We start from the raw sequence: 17,067 nt of genomic DNA on the forward strand, positions 1-17,067 counted from the left end.
CCACGATCGCCAGGATCAGACCTTGCGAGATGCGCGACTCCGCGGCTTCGGCACCCCACGACAGCATGAAGCCGGCGGCGAGGATCCCCACGCCGAATAAAGCGGTGTCGAGCAGCGGACTGGGATACCAGCCGGTCAAGCGCAGGTAGAGCGCCGGCATCGTTGCGAGCAGCGCAACGATCACGAGCGTCAGAAATCGCCTCATTCGATCGCACCTTTGCCGGCTGACCAACTTGCTTCAACGATCCGAGAACCGGATGGCACTCCCATCGTTCCCTCTCTGGCATGCTTCGGAGCGAGTCACTTTTCCGGATTGAAGGTGACGACGCGCCAGAGATACCAGAGCACTGCGCCCCCGAGCACGATGTTGCTGGTGGGCTCTACGACGCGTGCGACCTGCCCATAATTCTCGCCAAGCTCATAGCCGGCGATGGTGAGCAGGCTGGTCCAGAACGCCGAACCAACCATGGTGTAGGCCAGGAACGGCGCGAGCTTCATGCCCGTGACACCCGCCGGCACCGAGATGAGGGTCCGCACCCCGGGTACCATGCGCCCGAGCAGGACCGCCGAGCCGCCGTGCCGATCGAACCAGCTGTCGACATGATCGATTTCTCTCGGGGTCAGCGTCAACCAGCGTCCGTGCCGCGCGGCGAAGCGCTTGAGGCGCTCGACCCCGACCCACCGGCCGACATAGTACCAGAAGGTGGCGCCGGCGGCAGAGCCGGCCGTGCCGGCGGCAATGGTAAGCGCCAGCGAACCCTGGCCCTTCACCGCGACATAGCCGGCGAGCGGGAGCACGACCTCCGACGGGATCGGCGGGAACACATTTTCCGCGAGCATCAGCAGGAACACGCCAGAGGCGCCCCACTTGGTCAGCAGGGCCACAATTCCATCGAACATAGCACATCCCTCCCGTGCCGCAGGCAAACCGCTGTTAACCCTTGCTCAACCATGTTCGACAAGAATGTGGTACGAAGCAGGTGATTGGCAGCTTGACCGACGTCCGCAACGTTCTCGCCGCACGCGATGCGATCCTTCAGCGAAACGCCGCCTTACGCGGACTCGCGCAGCCCGCCCGCGCGCCGGAGATCAATCCGGCCGGGGGCGTTCGCCCGAGCTTCGCGACAGCATTCGACACCGCGCTTCGGGCCACACCGACGAAGGTCGAACCACCGGTTTCGCCAGCGGGCTCGACAGGCGTGGCGGCGTCGGAGGGAATCAGTTCGACGCTCACCTCGTTGCTCGCACGGGTCAACGCGACGCAGGAGCAGGAGGACGCAATGACCGAGAGCTACGAACGCGGCGAGACGACCGACATCGTGGGCGTGGTGCTCGCCCAGCAGCGTGCTTCGGTCGATTTCGAGGCGACACTTCAGGTTCGCAACAAGCTGCTATCGGCCTATAAGGACATCATGAACATGCAGCTTTGATTGGCCAGGCCCAGGTACCGCTGCCTGTCACCGTCCGGCGCAATCTCCGCGTCGGCTATTGAGAAGGCCGGTGATGATCAATCCCTTCTTCATGTTCGCCACCGGTATCGAGAACAGCATTCCGACCATCCAAAATGGACAAGTACGGGTCGACGAGCTCGAGAAGTGCGGCTTCTACAAACTCTGGCGAACGGATTTCGACCTTCTGGAAGAGCTGGGAGTACGCTTCCTACGCTATGGTCCGCCGCTGCACCGCACCTATCTCGCGCCGGACCGCTTCGACTGGGAGTTCGCCGACCTGACGATGAACCGGCTCAAGGAGCTTGACATCGTTCCGGTGGTTGACCTTTGCCACTTCGGTGTGCCCGACTGGATCGGCAATTTCCAGAATCCGGACTTTCCCCGACTCTTCGAAGCTTACGCCCGCCGGTTTGCAGAACGCTATCCTTGGGTGCAGCTCTACACGCCGGTCAACGAAATGTTCGTCTGCGCCACGTTCTCAGGCCTCTATGGCTGGTGGAACGAACAAGGCACAAGCGATCGTACGTTCGTCACCGCTCTCAAGCATCTGGTGAAGGCGAACATTCTCGCCATGCACGCCATACTGGAAATCCGTCCCGACGCCATATTCATCCAGTCGGAGAGTTCCGAGTATTTCCATGCTGACAGCCCTGAGGCTATTCGTCCCGCTGAGCTAATGAACGCCAGGCGGTTCCTTAGCCTGGACCTCAATTACGGTCAGCGGGTCAACTCCGAGATGCACGACTATCTTCTCGAAAACGGCATGAGCGTGAAGGAGTACAGCTTCTTCATGCAGAACAACCTGCGCCATCACTGCATCATGGGTAATGATTATTACGTCACCAACGAACACCGAGTGGCGCCTGACGGAAGGACCTGGGCCGCCGGCGATGTGTTCGGATATGACGAGATCACTCGCCAATATCATGAGCGCTATCGACTCCCCGTCATGCATACCGAAACGAACCTCGCGCAGGGCGCGAACGGCGACGAAGCGGTGCAGTGGCTCTGGAAGCAATGGGCGAATGTGCTGCGGGTGCGGAACTCGGGCGTGCCCACGGTCGGGTTCACCTGGTATTCGCTCACTGATCAGGTGGACTGGGACACTGCCCTGCGCGAGGCCAACGGCACGGTCAACCCGCTCGGCCTCTATGATCTCAATCGCAATATCCGCCCTGTCGGGCGGGCCTACAAGAAGCTGATCGAGGACTGGCAGAACGTCCTTCCCACCCAGAGCGCATGCCTCACGGTGCCTCTCGTGCTCCCGAGCGAGTTCGAAGAACCCTTCGTCAAGCGCCGAATGGAATGGATGCGAATGTACCACGCCAAAACCTCGCAAGCGACTGCCCCTTAGCGGCTGTCCTCATGCCGCAACGTCATCACCCCGGAGACGAAGAGTGGAAGGACGGTTCTCAGGAAAGGTCGTACTCATCACAGGCGGCGGTGGCGGCATAGGGGCGGCCGTTGCCAAGCGCTTTGCCGAGGAGGGCGCAGCTGTCGCGGTCACCGATCTGCGTGCCGACAGGGCGCTGAGCGTGGCGTCGACCCTGGTGCAAGAGCAAGGCGCGGAAGCGATTGGGCTCGGTTGCGATGTGGGAGATGAGCCGCAGGTAGCGGCGGCCGCCTCCGCAACGATCTCAAGATTCGGGCGATTGGACGTGATCGTCAACAACGCCGGTCTGATGACCTTCAAGACACTGGCCGAGTTGACAGCGGAAGACTGGCTGGAGGTACTCCGCGTGGACCTCCTGGGCGCCGCTTTGTTCACCAAACAGGCCTTTCTCCACATGGGCGAGGACGGCGGCGCAATCATCAATATCGCAAGCGTCCATGCCGTTGAGACTTCCGCCAACATCGGACCCTACTCCGCCGCGAAAGCGGGGATGCTGTCGCTCACGCGAACGACCGCGATCGAAGGTCGGGATCGGCGAATTCGGGCCAACGCCCTGCTGCCCGGGGCCATCGACACCCCAATGCTGTGGGAAAATCCGAACCTCAAATCGGGAGCGGAGGTGCTCGACAGACGGGATGTGGGTCAGCCAGCCGATGTCGCCGCAGCCGTTACTTTTCTGGCAAGCGACAACGCGCGCTTCATCACCGGGGCAGCGCTAGCGGTCGACGGCGGACGGCTCGCGAAACTTTGAGATAAGGTGGAGCGGCCTATTGCCCACTTCCCGGCCATAGCCAGCTCGCGCGGCGGTCAGCGTCCGGATCGGTGGTCGAGTCCTAGTGATTGCCTCGCGATACGCGGGCGTAGCCGATTTCCGTGCCTTCTTTTTGGCACGGGGTTCTGACACCTACAAACCCTTGGGAAAGCTAAGGTGGCGAGCTTGTGTCAGAACCGACCGAGGCTGTTGAAAAAGGCCTGCGTGGGATCGGCGTGGCGGAGGGCTGGTGACGCCGTACACCGGAGGACGAACCTCCTAGGCGGGCGCTTGATTCAACGCCGTTCTATCATATATGCCTCATATAGAATTCTTGGAGTGGCCGTGTCACTTTTTCCCGCTGCGATGTCTCCGGCGCTTTTGGAGGAAAAAGCCGGCGAAGCTGAAGCGTTCTTGCGCTCGCTGGCGAGCCGGCACCGGCTGATGATCCTGTGCAGCCTGCTCGGGGGAGAGTTGTCGGTTACCGAACTGGGCGAACGCCTGGGGCTGACACAATCCAATCTGTCCCGGCATCTGGCAACGCTTCGCGACAAAGGCCTGGTGGGAACGCGGCGCGCGCGCACCACCATCTATTACCGGATCACCTCTGAGCGCGTGCTGCCGATCCTCGCCGAACTCTACAAACTGTTCTGCGCCGAAGGCGATGTCGAGGAAGAGACATCCTGACGATGGTGGGCTTCACTCCATATTCGGCTCTCCAGGGCGGTGCGCTCATTGGCCTCTCGGCCGCGCTCCTCTGGATTGCGAACGGACGGATCGCCGGGATCAGCGGCATCGTCGGAGGTGTGCTTGCGCCGGCTCGAGGCGATGCAGCGTGGCGCGCAACGTTCCTGGCCGGCCTGATCGCCGCGCCCTTGCTCTACCGTGCGACAGGGCGCGCGCTGCCAGACCTCGCGACGCCCGCACCCCTCATCGTCGTGATCGCGGCCGGTCTCCTGGTGGGATTCGGGACACGACTAGGGAGCGGCTGCACAAGTGGGCATGGCGTCTGCGGGATAGCCAGGCTCTCACCTCGCTCACTTGCCGCAGCCAGCGTCTTCCTCATCACCGCGGCGGTGACTGTGTACGTCGCCCGCCACATCGTCGGGCTCTGAGACAATGACGAAGCTCCTCGCCGCCTTAGCTTCGGGGTTCGTTTTCGGCCTGGGCCTGATCGTCTCCGCCATGGTCAGCCCAGGCAAGGTTCTGGCCTTCCTCGATGTCACCGCGCCATCCTGGGACCCCAGCCTCGTCCTGGTGCTGGTCTCGGCGGTCATCGTTTCAGCGTTAGGGTTCGCACTCGGCCGAAGGCGCAATGCCCCTCTTTTCGCCGCTGCGTTCAATGGACCGTCAAACCGGACCCTTGATGGGAAGCTTCTCGTCGGCGCCGCCCTGTTCGGCATCGGATGGGGTCTTGTCGGATATTGTCCTGGCCCCGCCCTCGTCGCCTTGAGCCTGGGTGCGCCGGCGGCGCTGGTGTTCGTCATGGCGATGCTGGTCGGCATGGGCTCCTTCGCTCTTCTCGAACGCTATCGGGCGGCGAGGGTGGGAAGCTAACCTATGACGCCGGTCGATCTCCTCACCCTCCTATCCGGCGTGATCGTTGGTTTCACGTTGGGCGTGATCGGCGGCGGCGGCTCGATCCTGGCTATGCCGTTGCTCCTTTACGTCGTCGGCATGAAGGACCCGCACGTCGCGATCGGCACGAGCGCGCTGGCGGTCGCCGCCAATGCCTTTGCTAACCTGGTCCAGCACGCACGCGCCGGAACCGTGAAGTGGCCGTGCGCCCTTGTTTTCGGAGCATCGGGTGTCACCGGTGCCCTGATTGGTTCGACCCTCGGCAAGATGGTGGCGGGTCAGCACCTGCTGGTGCTGTTCGCAGGCGTCATGGTCGTGGTCGGGGTTTCCATGCTGAGAGGTAAATCCGGCGGCGGTGATCCCGGCGTGCACATCACGCGGCCGATCGCTGTACGGCTCGTCGTTATCGGGCTTCTCGCCGGCCTGCTGTCCGGGTTCTTCGGCATCGGCGGCGGCTTTCTGATCGTACCCGGCATCATGCTGGGAAGCGGCATGCCAATCCTCAATGCGGTCGGGTCCTCGCTGTTTTCCGTGGGAGCGTTCGGCTCGGCGACAGCCCTCAACTACGCACTGTCAGGGCTCGTGGACTGGCGCGTGGCCGGCTTCTTCATCGCGGGCGGCGTCGGCGGCGGCATCGCTGGCATGCGAACCGCAGTCCGCCTTGCCGACCACAAGAGCCTGCTCACTCGAATCTTCGCCTTCGTCCTGTTGGCCGTGGCCGCCTACATGCTGTTCCGCAGCCTGGGCGCGATCGGCAGCTAAGCACCCTTGGAGACCGATCATGATCTTTCGTCAGCTTTTCGAGCCGGAGTCCTCGACTTACACCTATCTCCTCGCCTGTCCCGAGACGCGCAAGGCAGTCCTGATCGATCCTGTCCTGGAGACGATCGAACGCGACCTGGCGGCACTTCAGGAACTGGATCTTGAACTGGCCTATACGCTGGAAACCCATGTGCATGCGGACCACGTCACATCGGCCTGCTACCTGCGAAGCCTGACCGGCTCCAAAATCGCGTACCCCGCCATGGACGGCCTGCCCTGTGCTGACGTTGGGGTCGCCGAGGACCAGCCATTGACGGTCGGCGCGCTCACCCTTCAGCCACTGTTTACGCCGGGGCATACCGACGCCCATCACACCTACCTTGTTGATCAGCCCGGCGTTCTCCGCGCTTTCACGGGCGACGCACTGCTCATCGACGGCTGTGGCCGCACCGACTTCCAGAACGGTGACGCCGCCACGCTCTATCAGTCGGTGACGCAGAAGATTTTCACCCTGCCAGGCGATGGCCTGATCTTCCCCGCCCATGACTACAATCATCGCCATATCACGACGGTGGCGCAGGAGCGCGAGCGGAACCCCCGTCTTGCGGGCAAGACCGTTCAGGAATTCGTGGCGATCATGGATGCTCTCGATCTTCCATATCCCAAGAAGATCGATGTTGCCGTTCCCGCGAACAAGCTGTGCGGTGATTGCCCGACAGACCTGCCCGAGCTGCTACGCCAGATTGGCGGCAAGTCCGAACAAGGCTGAGAGACTTATACAGGTTCATTTTAGGAGAAGATTGATGCTGACACGTACCTCGAAACAGCTGGTTTCTGAAGCCAATGCCGTTGTTGAAAGTCTCTCGCCCGAGGATGCGGCCCGGCTCGTCGGGGCTCCCGACGTGCAATTTGTTGACATCCGAGAGCCGGCGGAGGTCGCGAAAACGGGCCTCGTCGCTAGCGCGGTGCATGTGCCGCGTGGCCTGCTGGAGTTCCAGGTTGACCCGGAAAGCCCTACTCACAATGCGAAACTCGCCGCCTCATCGCGGTTGGTGCTCTATTGTGGGTCCGGTGCCCGCTCGGCTCTTGCCGCGAAATCACTCAAGGAAATGGGCGTTGAGAACGTCGTCCACGTTCCGGGCGGGTTTTCGGCGCTCAAAGAGGCTGGTGCCTCGATCGCACCGGAATAGGCCCAAAGTGCGATCAGGCGCCCGTTCTCGCTGGAGGAAATGATCATTGGATAGCCACATTGCTTTTTCCAGCCTCGGCTTAAGTCCGATCGCCCTTTCCATCGGGCCGCTCGACATCAGGTGGTACTCGCTGGCTTATATCATCGGCATCATTGCCGGATGGTGGTATCTGCTGCGGTTGCTCGCTCAACCGGCCGCTCCCATGAACCGCCAGCAGGCGGATGATCTCGTATTCTACGCAACGCTCGGCGTAATTCTGGGTGGCCGGCTAGGCTATGTGATCTTCTACGGCCCCGAGATGATCCTTCACCCCCTGCAAATCCTAAAGCTCTGGGATGGCGGCATGTCATTCCACGGGGGTGCCGTCGGCGTCTCGCTCGCGCTGATCCTGTTTGCGCGACGGCACCGTCTCGATTGGCTGCGGGTCCACGATTATGTCGCCTGCACGGTGCCGATCGGACTGTTCTTCGGTCGCCTTGCCAATTTCGTGAATGGCGAGCTTTGGGGAAAACCCGCCGATCTGCCGTGGGCGATCATATTTCCCGGAAGCAAGGATGGCATCGCTCGACACCCGAGTCAGCTCTATGAGGCCGGGCTGGAAGGCTTGGCCCTGTTCGCGCTTCTCGCCTTCCTGTTTTGGCTCACTGACGCGCGCCGAAAGCCGGGGATGCTCGTGGGAACCTTCCTCCTCGGCTACGGCCTCGCCCGCTTTACAGTCGAGTTCTTCCGGGAGCCCGACGCCCAGCTCGTCGTATTCGCGGGGCGAACCGGCCTTCACATGGGTCAATGGCTTACGGTGCCAATGTTCATCGGCGGATTATACCTGGTTGCCACGGCGCGTCGCCGGAGAGGCGGCGTGGAGTCAGCCGCTGCCACTGCGCGGCTGTGACGAAGCCCGACGCACCATGACCGGGGGTCACGAGGCTCATCGCCCCCTCTCCGGTTCAATCATCACCGTGCAGCGTACCGATTTGCCCGCCTTGGCCACCTCGCGCCCGCACCGCTCGATCGCCGCACGATTATCCTGCATCAACAGCCCGCCCCGGATCATCGCGTTCCATTGCTCGGGCTTGCTGACCGCCGCCAGTCGCCGGCTCGCCTCCCAAGTGTCGAGCCGCAAGGTCCGCGCCGCCATGCGCTCCGGCCATAGCCAGCTTTCGGGAACGGTGCGTGCGACCATGCCGGCGAAGGCCGCCCATAGGACCATGCCCAGCACCATCCCGCCGATCGCCGTCCAGGCGAGCCGGCGCTTCTGCTCCTGCGCGATCGTCGCCGACGCAACCAAGACGTTTAGACGGCGCGCCACCTCGTCCAGGCTGCTCCGCGCCGTGGCGATCGTCCGCTGGTCCTCGGCGCGGGCATTGCCGCCCGCCGCGACGATCCGATCGGCGACATAGCGGGGCGCAAGCCCGTCCTGCGCTGCCTTGGACAGCACCTCCAACCGCTCGCCCGCCGTGACGATCGCCTTCGCCATCCGGCCCAACGTCTCGCTATAGTCGGGCTGCTCGGGCAGTTCGGCGCGCTCGGTCGCCAGCCGCTCCACCGCGCGCCGCAACAGCGCCAGCTCGCCCTCAACCCGCGCGAACGCCTCGGCCGCGGTTTCTCCGTCGTGCTCGTCCTCGTCCGCCATCCTACAGGCTCATCCCACGGTCGCGGTCGCGCCCGCCGATCTGCTGCGCCAGTTCCTGCCCGATCGACCGGCCGCGCTCCATTTTCAGCTCCAGCTCGGGGGCGCGCCTCGCCAGCGCGGATTCGAGCTGGGGATCGCGATGCAACCCGCCCGCCAGCTTCTCCATGCGGCCCCGCAACCGCTCCGCGCCCGCCTTGTCACCGGCCCGCTCCATGCCGGCACGGTCGCGCTGCATGGCCCGCCAGCTCTCCACGAACCTGCCGGCGCGAAGCTCGGGGTCGGTGCGCACCCTGGCTTCCTCGGCCATCGCGCGCGCCGCTCCCGCGGTATTGCCCGCCGCGGCCTGCTCGGTCAGCCTGGGATCGCGTGCGAGCGCAGAAGCGAGGTCGCGCGCCGCGTCCGGACGGGTGCTGTCCAGCGCCGCGCCGGCTTTCTCAAGCGCCTGGGCCTGATGGGGCAGCACCGGCAAGTCCTTGGCCCGCATCCGGCCTATATCGGCCGCGGCGCGCGCGTAGCGCTCGATCGCCTTGGCCTGTGAGGGCGCCAGCGGCCGATCGGCCCCGACGCGCTCCGGCGACGTCGCTTTCTCGGGCGTCGCGGCCGGCTTCGGCCGGAACCCGGCGAACATGCCCCGCGCCTTGTCGCGCACCTTCTCGACCACCTGCCGCGCGAGTTCCGGGAACCGGATCTCGCGCCGCTCGGCGAACGCGCGCGCCCGGTCCTGGTCGGTCGGCGCATAGTCGGCCGCCATGTCCTTGCCCCGGTCGCGCGACAGGGCGCGGACAAGCTGGCGCTGGTCGGCGAAGTCGTCGCGGCCATAATGGAGCTGCACCCCGTCGCGGTGCCGCGACAAGCCAACATAGGCGCTGTGCCGGTCCATGCCGGGGGTGGCGAGAACATGGGCGCGATCGACCGTCACGCCCTGCGATTTGTGGAACGTCGCCGCATAGCCGTGATCGACATGGGCATAGTCCTTCGCCTCGAACGCGACGCGCTGGCCCCCATCAAGCCGGACGGACACACCCTCGGGCGTCACCCGCTCGATGGTGCCGAGCGTGCCGTTCTTCACCCCTAGCGACCGCTCGTTCCGCAGGAACATCAAGCGGTCGCCCGCGGCGAAGTCGCGGGCTCCCCGCTCGGTCGCGAACGCCACGTCCTCACCTAAGTCGCCGGTCGCGCGAAGCCGGCCGCGGGCCTCCTCGTTCAGCTCGCGGACCTCGGCGTTGGTGTGGGTAAGAATGACGCGGGAGCGATCGGGCTCGGCCTGCCGCTGCCGGTCCCAGCCGTCCACCAGCTCGGCCCGCGCCTGCTCGCGCGTGTCGGCCGCCTGCACCATCCCATGCGCGTCATAGACGTGGATCGCCTCGCCTGTGCGGCCCGTGGCGAGCTGGCGCGTCGCCTCCTTCTGCCAGTCCTCGCGCTGCCGACGAACCTCGGCGATCTCGGCCGCGCCGTGGCGCTCGGTGATTGATCGGAACGCCGCGCCCGCCTCGATCGCCTGCAACTGCTCGGGATCACCAACGAGAACCACCTTTGCGCCTGCGTCGCGGGCATGGGACAGCACCCGCTCCATCTGGCGCGAGCCGATCATGCCGGCCTCGTCCACCACCAGCACGTCCCTGGGGCCTAGCTGCTCGCGCCCCTGCCCCCATGCGTGTTCAAGGCTGGCGATGGTGCGCGAGCTGATGCCGGACCCGCCCTCAAGGTTCTCGGCCGCGATGCCCGACAAGGCCCCGCCGCGCACGGTGTAACCCTGCCCCTCCCATGCCTCGCGCGCGACGCCCAGCATCGCCGATTTGCCGGTGCCGGCGTAGCCGACAACGGCCGCCAGCCCTTCCTTACCGGTGATATGGTCGAAGGCGTCGCGCTGTTCGGCCGAAAGGACAAGCCCCCTGCCCTCGGCCTTGGCCGTAGCGCGCTCGCGCTGCCGATCGGCGACACCATGCTCGGCGCGGCCCGCCAGCTCGTCGCCGGCGCGCTCAAGCCGGCCCTCCACCGCGATCATGTCGCGCGACGTGAACCTCTCCTGGTCGCGCCCGTCCTTGCCCAGCGCGACCAGCTCGGGGGACGCGCGCACGGCGCTCATCACCCGGTCGAACTGCTCCTTGCCGTCGCTGTGCCGGAACGCGAACACGGCAAGGTCACGGGTCGTGAACGTCGCCTGCTGCCGCGTGATGCCGTCCAGCGCGATCGACGCGTTAGCGACGATCTTCTCGCCGTTGTCGCGGGCAATCCGGGCGTGATCCTCGATCCGCTCGGCCTCAAGCCCCTGCCCCGGTCGGCGCGATGCCGCCGGGCCGATCTTGTGCTGCGGCTCCAGCTCGATGCCCTGCGCCTCGTAGGAGCGATGGTCGATGCGACCTTCCAGCCCCAGCTCGGCCATCCGCTCGTTGACGTGCGCGGCCCACGCCTCGCGCCACTCCTTCAGCAGCTCGGTGCTATTCCAGTCGCGAACCTTTTTGCCGAACCCGTCCGGCCCCACCTCGCGCATCGCCAGCATCACATGCGCGTGCGGTTTCGGGCTGCCGTCTTTCGCCTTGTCCCAATGCACGTTCAGGTCCGCGACCATCCCGCGCTTCACGAACTCGCGCTCCACGAAGTCACGCGCGAGCTGCACCCCTTGGCGTTCGCTCATCTCGCGCGGAATCGAGAACTCCACCTCGCGGGCAAGCTGCGCGTCCTTGCGCTTCTCCCCTGCCTCCACTTCGTTCCACAAGGCGGCGCGTTCGTTTAAACGCTCCGGCGCGCCCTCCGGCAACATCACCTCGGAGTGGATCACGCCCGCCTTGTTGCTGAAATCGTGATCGCGCCCCAACCGGTCGTCGTGCAGCTCGGACGCGGAACGATAGGCGGCGCTGGCGACCGCGCTCGAACCGTTCGCGCGGCTGATGACCTTGGCGGAAAAGTGATAGATCGCCATGACACTTGCGATACTGCCTTACTTAGCGCACGTCGGCAACGACGTATAAGCGCGCACTCACAATCCGCTGCGCTCCTCGTGATTGCCTGCCGCCCGCTTCACTTGTGGGTTGCCTGCTCCATCCGGTTTGCTAGGCTGCGGTGATCCTGACGCGGAAGGAGAAGGCACCATGCGAAAGGTGCGCGACTATGACGCGGAGTTGAAGGCGCTGGAGGAACGCGCGCGTGCGATCAAGGCGCGCCGCGTCGAACAGCTCGGCCAGCTCGTCACCGCGACAGGCGCCGATGCGCTCGACCTAGAAACGCTCGCCGGCGCGCTGCTCGACGCCGTCGCCATGAAGGATGCGGAAGCGAAGGAGGCGTGGCGTGCGAAGGGCGCCGCGTTCTTTCACCGGCGCTCGCGCAAAGCTGGTCGGACTGCTGGCGGCAACAGCGACAGCGCAGCGACGCAACCGGGCGCTGATCCAGCGTCTGGAAGCGGCGAGGCGTCGGGCTGATACGCGGCGCTGGGTCGTGCAACGCCGTGAGCGCACCCGCCACCTGATCGAGCTGGGCGGCCTCGTCCAGAAGGCCGGCCTGGTCGAACTCGCAGACGACGATCGCGCCACCCTTTACGGCGCCCTGCTCGAGCTGGCGGGCCGTGCGCGTGGCGATGATGCCGGCAACGTGCTGGCGCTGTGGAAACGGCGCGGCAAGCGGGCGTTCGACGCGGAAAGCGAAGCATCGGGAGCGTCGGGTCGCGACGCGGAGGCGGCATCGTGATGGAACACGTCGATATCGTCACGCTGGGGCTGCTGCTACTGGTGGCCTGCTTCGTGGCGATCGTCACCCGGCGCGTCGGCCTCCCCTACACAATCGGCCTTGTCGTGGCTGGAATCGCGCTCAGCCTTGCAGGCTATCGCAGCGGTCTCGTCCTCACCCCCGATCTGGTCTTCACGGTCCTGCTCCCACCGCTCGTCTTCGAGGCGGCGCTGCATCTCAAATGGCAGCGCTTCCGCGAACGGGGGTCGCTGGTCCTGAGTCTCGCCTTTGTCGGCACGCTGCTGTCGGCGATGCTGGTCGCGAGCGGAATGCACTGGCTGGTCGGATGGAGCTGGCAGGCGTCGCTCCTGTTCGGCTCGCTTATCGCCGCGACCGATCCCGTGGCGATCATCGCCATGATGAAGGAACAGGATGCCGATCCCCGGCTGCGGTTCACGCTCGAAGCCGAAAGCCTGCTCAACGACGGTGCCGCCGCCGTTCTGTTCGGCCTGTGCGCTGCGGCCGTCGCGGGCGCGCCCACCGATGCGGTAACGGTCGCCCAATCGTTCGGGCTAACCGTGTTCGGCGGCATCACCTGCGGCCTGGCGGTTGCCTGGGGCCTGCTGCTGGTGGCCGGACGGTCCGACGATCATCTGGTGGAGCTGACCCTGACCGTACTGGCCGCCTACGGCTCGTTCCTGATCGCGGAAGAGCTGCACGTCTCGGGCGTGCTGGCGACGATGGCGGCAGGCATGTTGGTCGGAAATTACGGACGGGGACGCTTGCTTACCGAACGGGGTGGCGATGCACTGATCCGCTTCTGGGAGTTCGCTGCCTTCCTCGCCAACTCGGTCATCTTCCTACTGATCGGAAGCCGGGAGGCGGAACAGCCGCTGGTGGCCTTCCTGTTCCCGGCCGCGGTCGCCACCCTGCTGGTCCTGGCCGGTCGCGCCGCGGCGATCTATCCGATCGCCGCGCTGTTCGGGCGCACCCGCCAGGCGATCGATGGAATGACCCAGCATATCCTCTTCTGGGGTGGTCTGCGCGGCGCACTCGGGCTTGCGCTGGCCTTGGCGGTGCCTGCCGCCCTGCCCGAACGCGACGCGCTGGTCAGCGTCGCGTTCGCCGTCGTGGCCTTCTCGCTGTTCGTCCAGGGCGGCACCATGCCGTGGCTGCTGCGGCGGGCTAGGCGGAACCCTGATGCACCGGAGATACGGGGATGAGCGATTTCGATATCGAGGCAATCCGCGCGCAAATTCGCGCAATGGATTTCGTGCGCGGATCGCCGGCGGAAGTCGCCATGTGGCACGAGGACATGGCGAACTCCCGCGCCAACCTCGTAATCGAGAACATGATCCCGACGCCCAACGAGGATGCGTTTTTCGAGATGATGGTGGATGAGGGCGTGTCCCCTCCCCTCGTGTCGCAAATCCTGCTCCGGCTGCTCGATCATCCTGACGCCGATCGGTCCCTGCCGATCACGCCGATAGCAGCGCACTGATGCCCAGGCGGCGGATCGGCCCGCTGTTCGCGGTCTTCGTCGCCTTCGTGGTGCTGATGGCGAGCAACGCCTGGCTCAAGGGCATCTTCGGCTATGGCGAGATAGCGACCGACATTCCGTTCCTGCTGGCGGGCGCGGTCCTGTTCCTGGCCTGGCGGTTCAACCGGCGTGCCGCCGGCCAGCGTAACGAGCTGCTCGGCTCCGCCCGCTTCGGCGATCGGGCGGACGTGCGGAAACTCGAAGCCTCCGGGGATCTCCTGATCGGCCGCTCGGCGAAGTCGGGCAAGCTGCTCCGCTATGATGGCGCGGCGCATCTGCTGACGATGGCTCCGACGCGCTCGGGCAAGGGCGTCGGCACGATCATTCCGAACCTGCTGCTGCTCGATCGCTCGATCATCTGCGTCGATCCCAAGGGCGAGAACGCGCGCGTCACCGCCCGCGCGCGTTCCGCCAAGGGCAAGGTCTGGTGCCTCGATCCGTTCGGCGTCTCCGGCCAGCCTCCTGCCCGCTACAATCCGCTCGATCGGCTCGACCCTGCCAGCCTCGATCTTGCGGAGGACGCGAACACGCTCGCCGACGCGCTGGTGCATGATGCGCCGGGGCAGTCAGGCGAAGCGCATTGGAACGAGGAAGCCAAGGCACTCATCGCCGGGCTGGTCCTGCACACCGTCGTCCACGAGCCCGCCGATCGCCGCGTGCTTGCCGTCGTGCGCGACAAGCTGACGCTACCTCCTGCCCACTTCGCCGCGCTGCTGGCCGATATGCAGGACAGCGCCGGCGCCGGCGGTCTGATCGCACGCGCCGCCAATCGCCAGCTCGGCAAGTCCGACCGCGAAGCCGCCGGCGTGCTGTCCTCGGCCCAGCGCCACACCCATTTTCTTGACAGCCCGCGCATCGTCGCCAGCACCGCCGCGTCCGATTTCACCTTCGCCGGATTAAAGGAAACGACGGGCACGGTGTTCCTGGTGCTGCCGCCCGATCGGCTCGACACCTATGCGCGCTGGCTGCGCCTTCTCGTATCGCAGGCCGTCACCGACATGGCGCGCTCGCCGGCGAAGCCCGCGCGCCCGGTCCTGTTCCTGCTCGACGAGTTCGCCGCGCTCGGCCGCCTCGAACCGGTCGAGCGCGCGATGGGATTGATGGCCGGCTATGGGCTCCAGCTCTGGCCGATCCTCCAGGACATGCACCAGCTCAAGGCGATCTATGGTGAGCGAGCCGGCACCTTCATGTCCAACGCGGGCGTCATCCAGACGTTCGGGGTCAACGATCATGCCACCGCCGACATGCTCTCGCGCACAATCGGCGACACCACGATCGAATACGATACCGTCAGCACGTCGCGGGGCATTGGTTGGGGCGACAATCGCGCCGGCCCCTCGGAAAGCGTCAGCGCGCACGTCTCGACGCCCGACGAAATCATGCGGATGCGACCCGACCAGGTGCTGCTGCTGCGCCAAGGCGAACACCCGCTCGCGGTCGAGAAAATCCGCTACTACGACCAGCGCGAGTTCGCCGGCCTGTTCGATCCTGCCTGAACGGTCGGCGAAAGCACGAAATCCACACACCGCGGCTTGTTGCCCCCCCCCAAAAGACGAACCCGCCACGGGTAGCAGCCGCGGCGGGTTCGATGATCGCGATCGTAAAGTTGGGTGAAGCCGATATACCCGATCGAACCGGCGTTGGCGATAGCGCCGCTGGAAGGCGTTCACCGCTCTTAGGCTGCCTCCCTACCCTCAGCTTCTGATCGGCGCTCCACGGCCCGGAAAACAGGCCTCTGCGTCCGATTTGCCGGGCACCGTCGCCTAAGTTGAAGCGCCCCCGGTCGCGCTTGGCTTTCTCGGAAAGCCTGCGGCGCTTGCGCCGCCTTGGTGACGCCAAAGGCGGCACGCAACGAAGGCGTATCGGCCGGTAGGCCGATTCCGCATTGCCCCCTCTCTAATGATGCTCTGTGCAACGCTGGTGGGTGAAACCCCGATGTGGGGTTCGGCATGGCCTAAAGCGCGCACTATCGGGGTTTTGGCCCCTGTGTGGGTAGGTCGATTCGGTTATCCACAGCCCCGAGTCCTTAAGAAGAATCTCCTATGTAATAGGAGGTTTAAGACTCTTACGGAGTGACTTCCGCCTTATTAGACAATGACTTAACCGCCGTTTCAGGGGCCAAAACCCCGTGATTCGCGGGGCCAAAACCCCGTGATTCGCAGGGGCCATTCCCCCGATAGTTGGGCCGGGATCACTATCGGGGTTTTGGCCCCTGGCGTTCAGTCGGCCGGGAACCCCATTGGCGGGCGTGGCAGACGCTTGAACTGGAAGCCTGGATGATCGGTCGAGAGCTGGCATCGTTCGGTGAAGTTAAGAACCTCCTCACCTTCTGAGTTTCTTACCAGCTCTAGCCAGTAGCCGGGGAGCCGCTGCCGCTCGACTGCGCGCCGCAGCTCCTTGGCGAAGTCGGCCAGGCGCTGGGTGCTGCCGCTCTTGTGGTGGAGTTGCTTCATGGTGAAGGCCCAGCCCCCCGCCTGGTGCCCGCCATGCTTGCGCACGACGCGGTAAAGCCAACGCTCGATGCCGCCGGTCAGCTTGAAATAGGCACGGTCGATGCCGAGCACGAGGCGGTCGGTCAGCACGCCCTCGTAGAGCCAATCGGATATGGTGAACTCGACGCCAGTCGATCGCCCCAGGTCGTCGGTCGGTGCCGAGTAGCGCTCGATCCAGTGGAATCCCTCGGGCCGTTTCTTCTTGCCCTGCCGGATGTTGGTTCGGATCAGGGTGGCGCTCAGCCGTTCAAGTGCCTCAACGATGCGCCGATACTCGTCGCCCCCGGTTGGCCGGTCGATGCCGCGTAGCAGCTCATAGAGGGGAACGTGAAAGTGCGGCGTGGTCGGCTGCCCCGCCGCCTTCGCCGCCCGGAGCTGCGACACCGCCCATATCAGGATGTCGCAATCCCATATGGTCGCGATGCCGATCTCGGCCGGCGCCGTGACATTGACGGTGATGGTCGCGGTGCCGTTCTGCACCGAATAGTCGATCGGCTCGCTGCGACGCTGCTTGGAGAGGCTGAAAAACGGCCGCTCCATCATCTCCTGCTCGTCATGCGTCGGTATGTCACCGGGAAGCGTCACGAACAGATCGAGCTGGTCGAGCACGACGGGCTGAT

Annotated in this window: 19 protein-coding genes and 1 pseudogene; 15 read left to right on the forward strand and 5 right to left on the reverse strand. The window is 65.1% G+C overall.

Annotated features, from left to right (window positions below; genetic code table 11):
- Both ABC347_RS17605 and ABC347_RS17610 read right to left on the reverse strand, forming a co-directional pair.
- Positions 1-184, reverse strand: a pseudogene (locus ABC347_RS17605) (sodium:proton exchanger); the annotation flags it as partial.
- 116 nt (positions 185-300) lie between these two features.
- Positions 301-900 carry a DedA family protein gene (locus ABC347_RS17610; protein ID WP_380940947.1) on the reverse strand — a complete coding sequence of 200 codons (600 nt, stop codon included), beginning with the start codon at positions 898-900 and terminating at the stop codon, positions 301-303.
- A gap of 83 nt (positions 901-983) precedes the next feature.
- Here ABC347_RS17610 and fliE point away from each other — a divergent pair, with 83 nt between their 5' ends.
- The 10 genes from fliE to lgt all read left to right on the forward strand — a co-directional run bounded on the left by fliE (position 984) and on the right by lgt (position 8,014).
- Positions 984-1,430: a flagellar hook-basal body complex protein FliE gene (gene fliE / locus ABC347_RS17615; protein WP_380940967.1), complete on the forward strand. Its 447-nt coding sequence runs from the start codon at positions 984-986 to the stop codon at positions 1,428-1,430.
- Positions 1,431-1,503: 73 nt separating this feature from the next.
- Entirely contained in the window at positions 1,504-2,805 is a 1,302-nt protein-coding gene (locus tag ABC347_RS17620) for a family 1 glycosylhydrolase (RefSeq protein WP_380940968.1), read from the forward strand.
- Positions 2,806-2,848: 43 nt separating this feature from the next.
- Complete coding sequence (locus tag ABC347_RS17625; RefSeq protein WP_380940948.1) at positions 2,849-3,595, forward strand: SDR family NAD(P)-dependent oxidoreductase; 747 nt, start codon at positions 2,849-2,851, stop codon at positions 3,593-3,595.
- A 339-nt stretch (positions 3,596-3,934) separates the two neighbouring features.
- Positions 3,935-4,282 (forward strand): ArsR/SmtB family transcription factor, encoded by a 348-nt coding sequence (locus ABC347_RS17630; protein ID WP_413247139.1) that lies wholly within the window; start codon positions 3,935-3,937, stop codon positions 4,280-4,282.
- Between the two features lie 2 nt (positions 4,283-4,284).
- Positions 4,285-4,710: a YeeE/YedE family protein gene (locus ABC347_RS17635; protein ID WP_413247140.1), complete on the forward strand. Its 426-nt coding sequence runs from the start codon at positions 4,285-4,287 to the stop codon at positions 4,708-4,710.
- A gap of 4 nt (positions 4,711-4,714) precedes the next feature.
- A complete protein-coding gene (locus ABC347_RS17640; RefSeq protein ID WP_413247141.1) occupies positions 4,715-5,152 on the forward strand; it encodes a DUF6691 family protein in 438 nt (145 codons plus the stop codon).
- Between the two features lie 3 nt (positions 5,153-5,155).
- Positions 5,156-5,935, forward strand: a complete 780-nt coding sequence (locus ABC347_RS17645) for a sulfite exporter TauE/SafE family protein (RefSeq protein WP_014072608.1) — start codon at positions 5,156-5,158, stop codon at positions 5,933-5,935.
- Between the two features lie 19 nt (positions 5,936-5,954).
- The gene (locus tag ABC347_RS17650; protein WP_014072607.1) at positions 5,955-6,704 is read left to right on the forward strand and encodes an MBL fold metallo-hydrolase; all 750 of its coding nucleotides are present in this window, start codon (positions 5,955-5,957) and stop codon (positions 6,702-6,704) included.
- Between the two features lie 34 nt (positions 6,705-6,738).
- Complete coding sequence (locus ABC347_RS17655; protein ID WP_014072606.1) at positions 6,739-7,125, forward strand: rhodanese-like domain-containing protein; 387 nt, start codon at positions 6,739-6,741, stop codon at positions 7,123-7,125.
- A gap of 46 nt (positions 7,126-7,171) precedes the next feature.
- Positions 7,172-8,014, forward strand: a complete 843-nt coding sequence (gene lgt, locus ABC347_RS17660; RefSeq protein ID WP_413247142.1) for a prolipoprotein diacylglyceryl transferase — start codon at positions 7,172-7,174, stop codon at positions 8,012-8,014.
- Between the two features lie 36 nt (positions 8,015-8,050).
- Here lgt and ABC347_RS17665 read toward each other — a convergent pair whose 3' ends face one another.
- Positions 8,051-8,755: a DUF6118 family protein gene (locus ABC347_RS17665; RefSeq protein ID WP_413247143.1), complete on the reverse strand. Its 705-nt coding sequence runs from the start codon at positions 8,753-8,755 to the stop codon at positions 8,051-8,053.
- Position 8,756: 1 nt separating this feature from the next.
- Complete coding sequence (traA, locus tag ABC347_RS17670) at positions 8,757-11,675, reverse strand: Ti-type conjugative transfer relaxase TraA (RefSeq protein WP_380940950.1); 2,919 nt, start codon at positions 11,673-11,675, stop codon at positions 8,757-8,759.
- 169 nt (positions 11,676-11,844) lie between these two features.
- Here traA and ABC347_RS17675 point away from each other — a divergent pair, with 169 nt between their 5' ends.
- Genes ABC347_RS17675 through ABC347_RS17695 form a run of 5 tightly spaced genes read left to right on the forward strand, consistent with a single transcriptional unit; the run spans position 11,845 to position 15,451 of the window.
- A complete protein-coding gene (locus ABC347_RS17675; RefSeq protein ID WP_380940951.1) occupies positions 11,845-12,171 on the forward strand; it encodes a conjugal transfer protein TraD in 327 nt (108 codons plus the stop codon).
- A 16-nt stretch (positions 12,172-12,187) separates the two neighbouring features.
- Positions 12,188-12,436: a conjugal transfer protein TraD gene (locus ABC347_RS17680; RefSeq protein ID WP_380940952.1), complete on the forward strand. Its 249-nt coding sequence runs from the start codon at positions 12,188-12,190 to the stop codon at positions 12,434-12,436.
- The gene (locus ABC347_RS17685) at positions 12,436-13,638 is read left to right on the forward strand and encodes a cation:proton antiporter (RefSeq protein ID WP_413247144.1); all 1,203 of its coding nucleotides are present in this window, start codon (positions 12,436-12,438) and stop codon (positions 13,636-13,638) included. Before ABC347_RS17680 ends, ABC347_RS17685 begins: the two co-directional genes overlap by 1 nt.
- Entirely contained in the window at positions 13,635-13,916 is a 282-nt protein-coding gene (locus ABC347_RS17690) for a hypothetical protein (RefSeq protein ID WP_380940954.1), read from the forward strand. The genes ABC347_RS17685 and ABC347_RS17690 overlap by 4 nt, the downstream gene beginning before the upstream one ends.
- Positions 13,916-15,451, forward strand: a complete 1,536-nt coding sequence (locus ABC347_RS17695) for a type IV secretory system conjugative DNA transfer family protein (RefSeq protein WP_380940955.1) — start codon at positions 13,916-13,918, stop codon at positions 15,449-15,451. The genes ABC347_RS17690 and ABC347_RS17695 overlap by 1 nt, the downstream gene beginning before the upstream one ends.
- A gap of 723 nt (positions 15,452-16,174) precedes the next feature.
- On the opposite strand, the gene ABC347_RS17700 is transcribed toward ABC347_RS17695, so the two are convergent.
- A complete protein-coding gene (locus tag ABC347_RS17700; RefSeq protein WP_413247145.1) occupies positions 16,175-17,056 on the reverse strand; it encodes a replication initiator protein A in 882 nt (293 codons plus the stop codon).
- Positions 17,057-17,067 lie beyond the last annotated feature (11 nt).

It is taken from the genome of Sphingomonas canaveralia (assembly GCF_047238125.1).
Taxonomy (GTDB): domain Bacteria; phylum Pseudomonadota; class Alphaproteobacteria; order Sphingomonadales; family Sphingomonadaceae; genus JBDFMH01.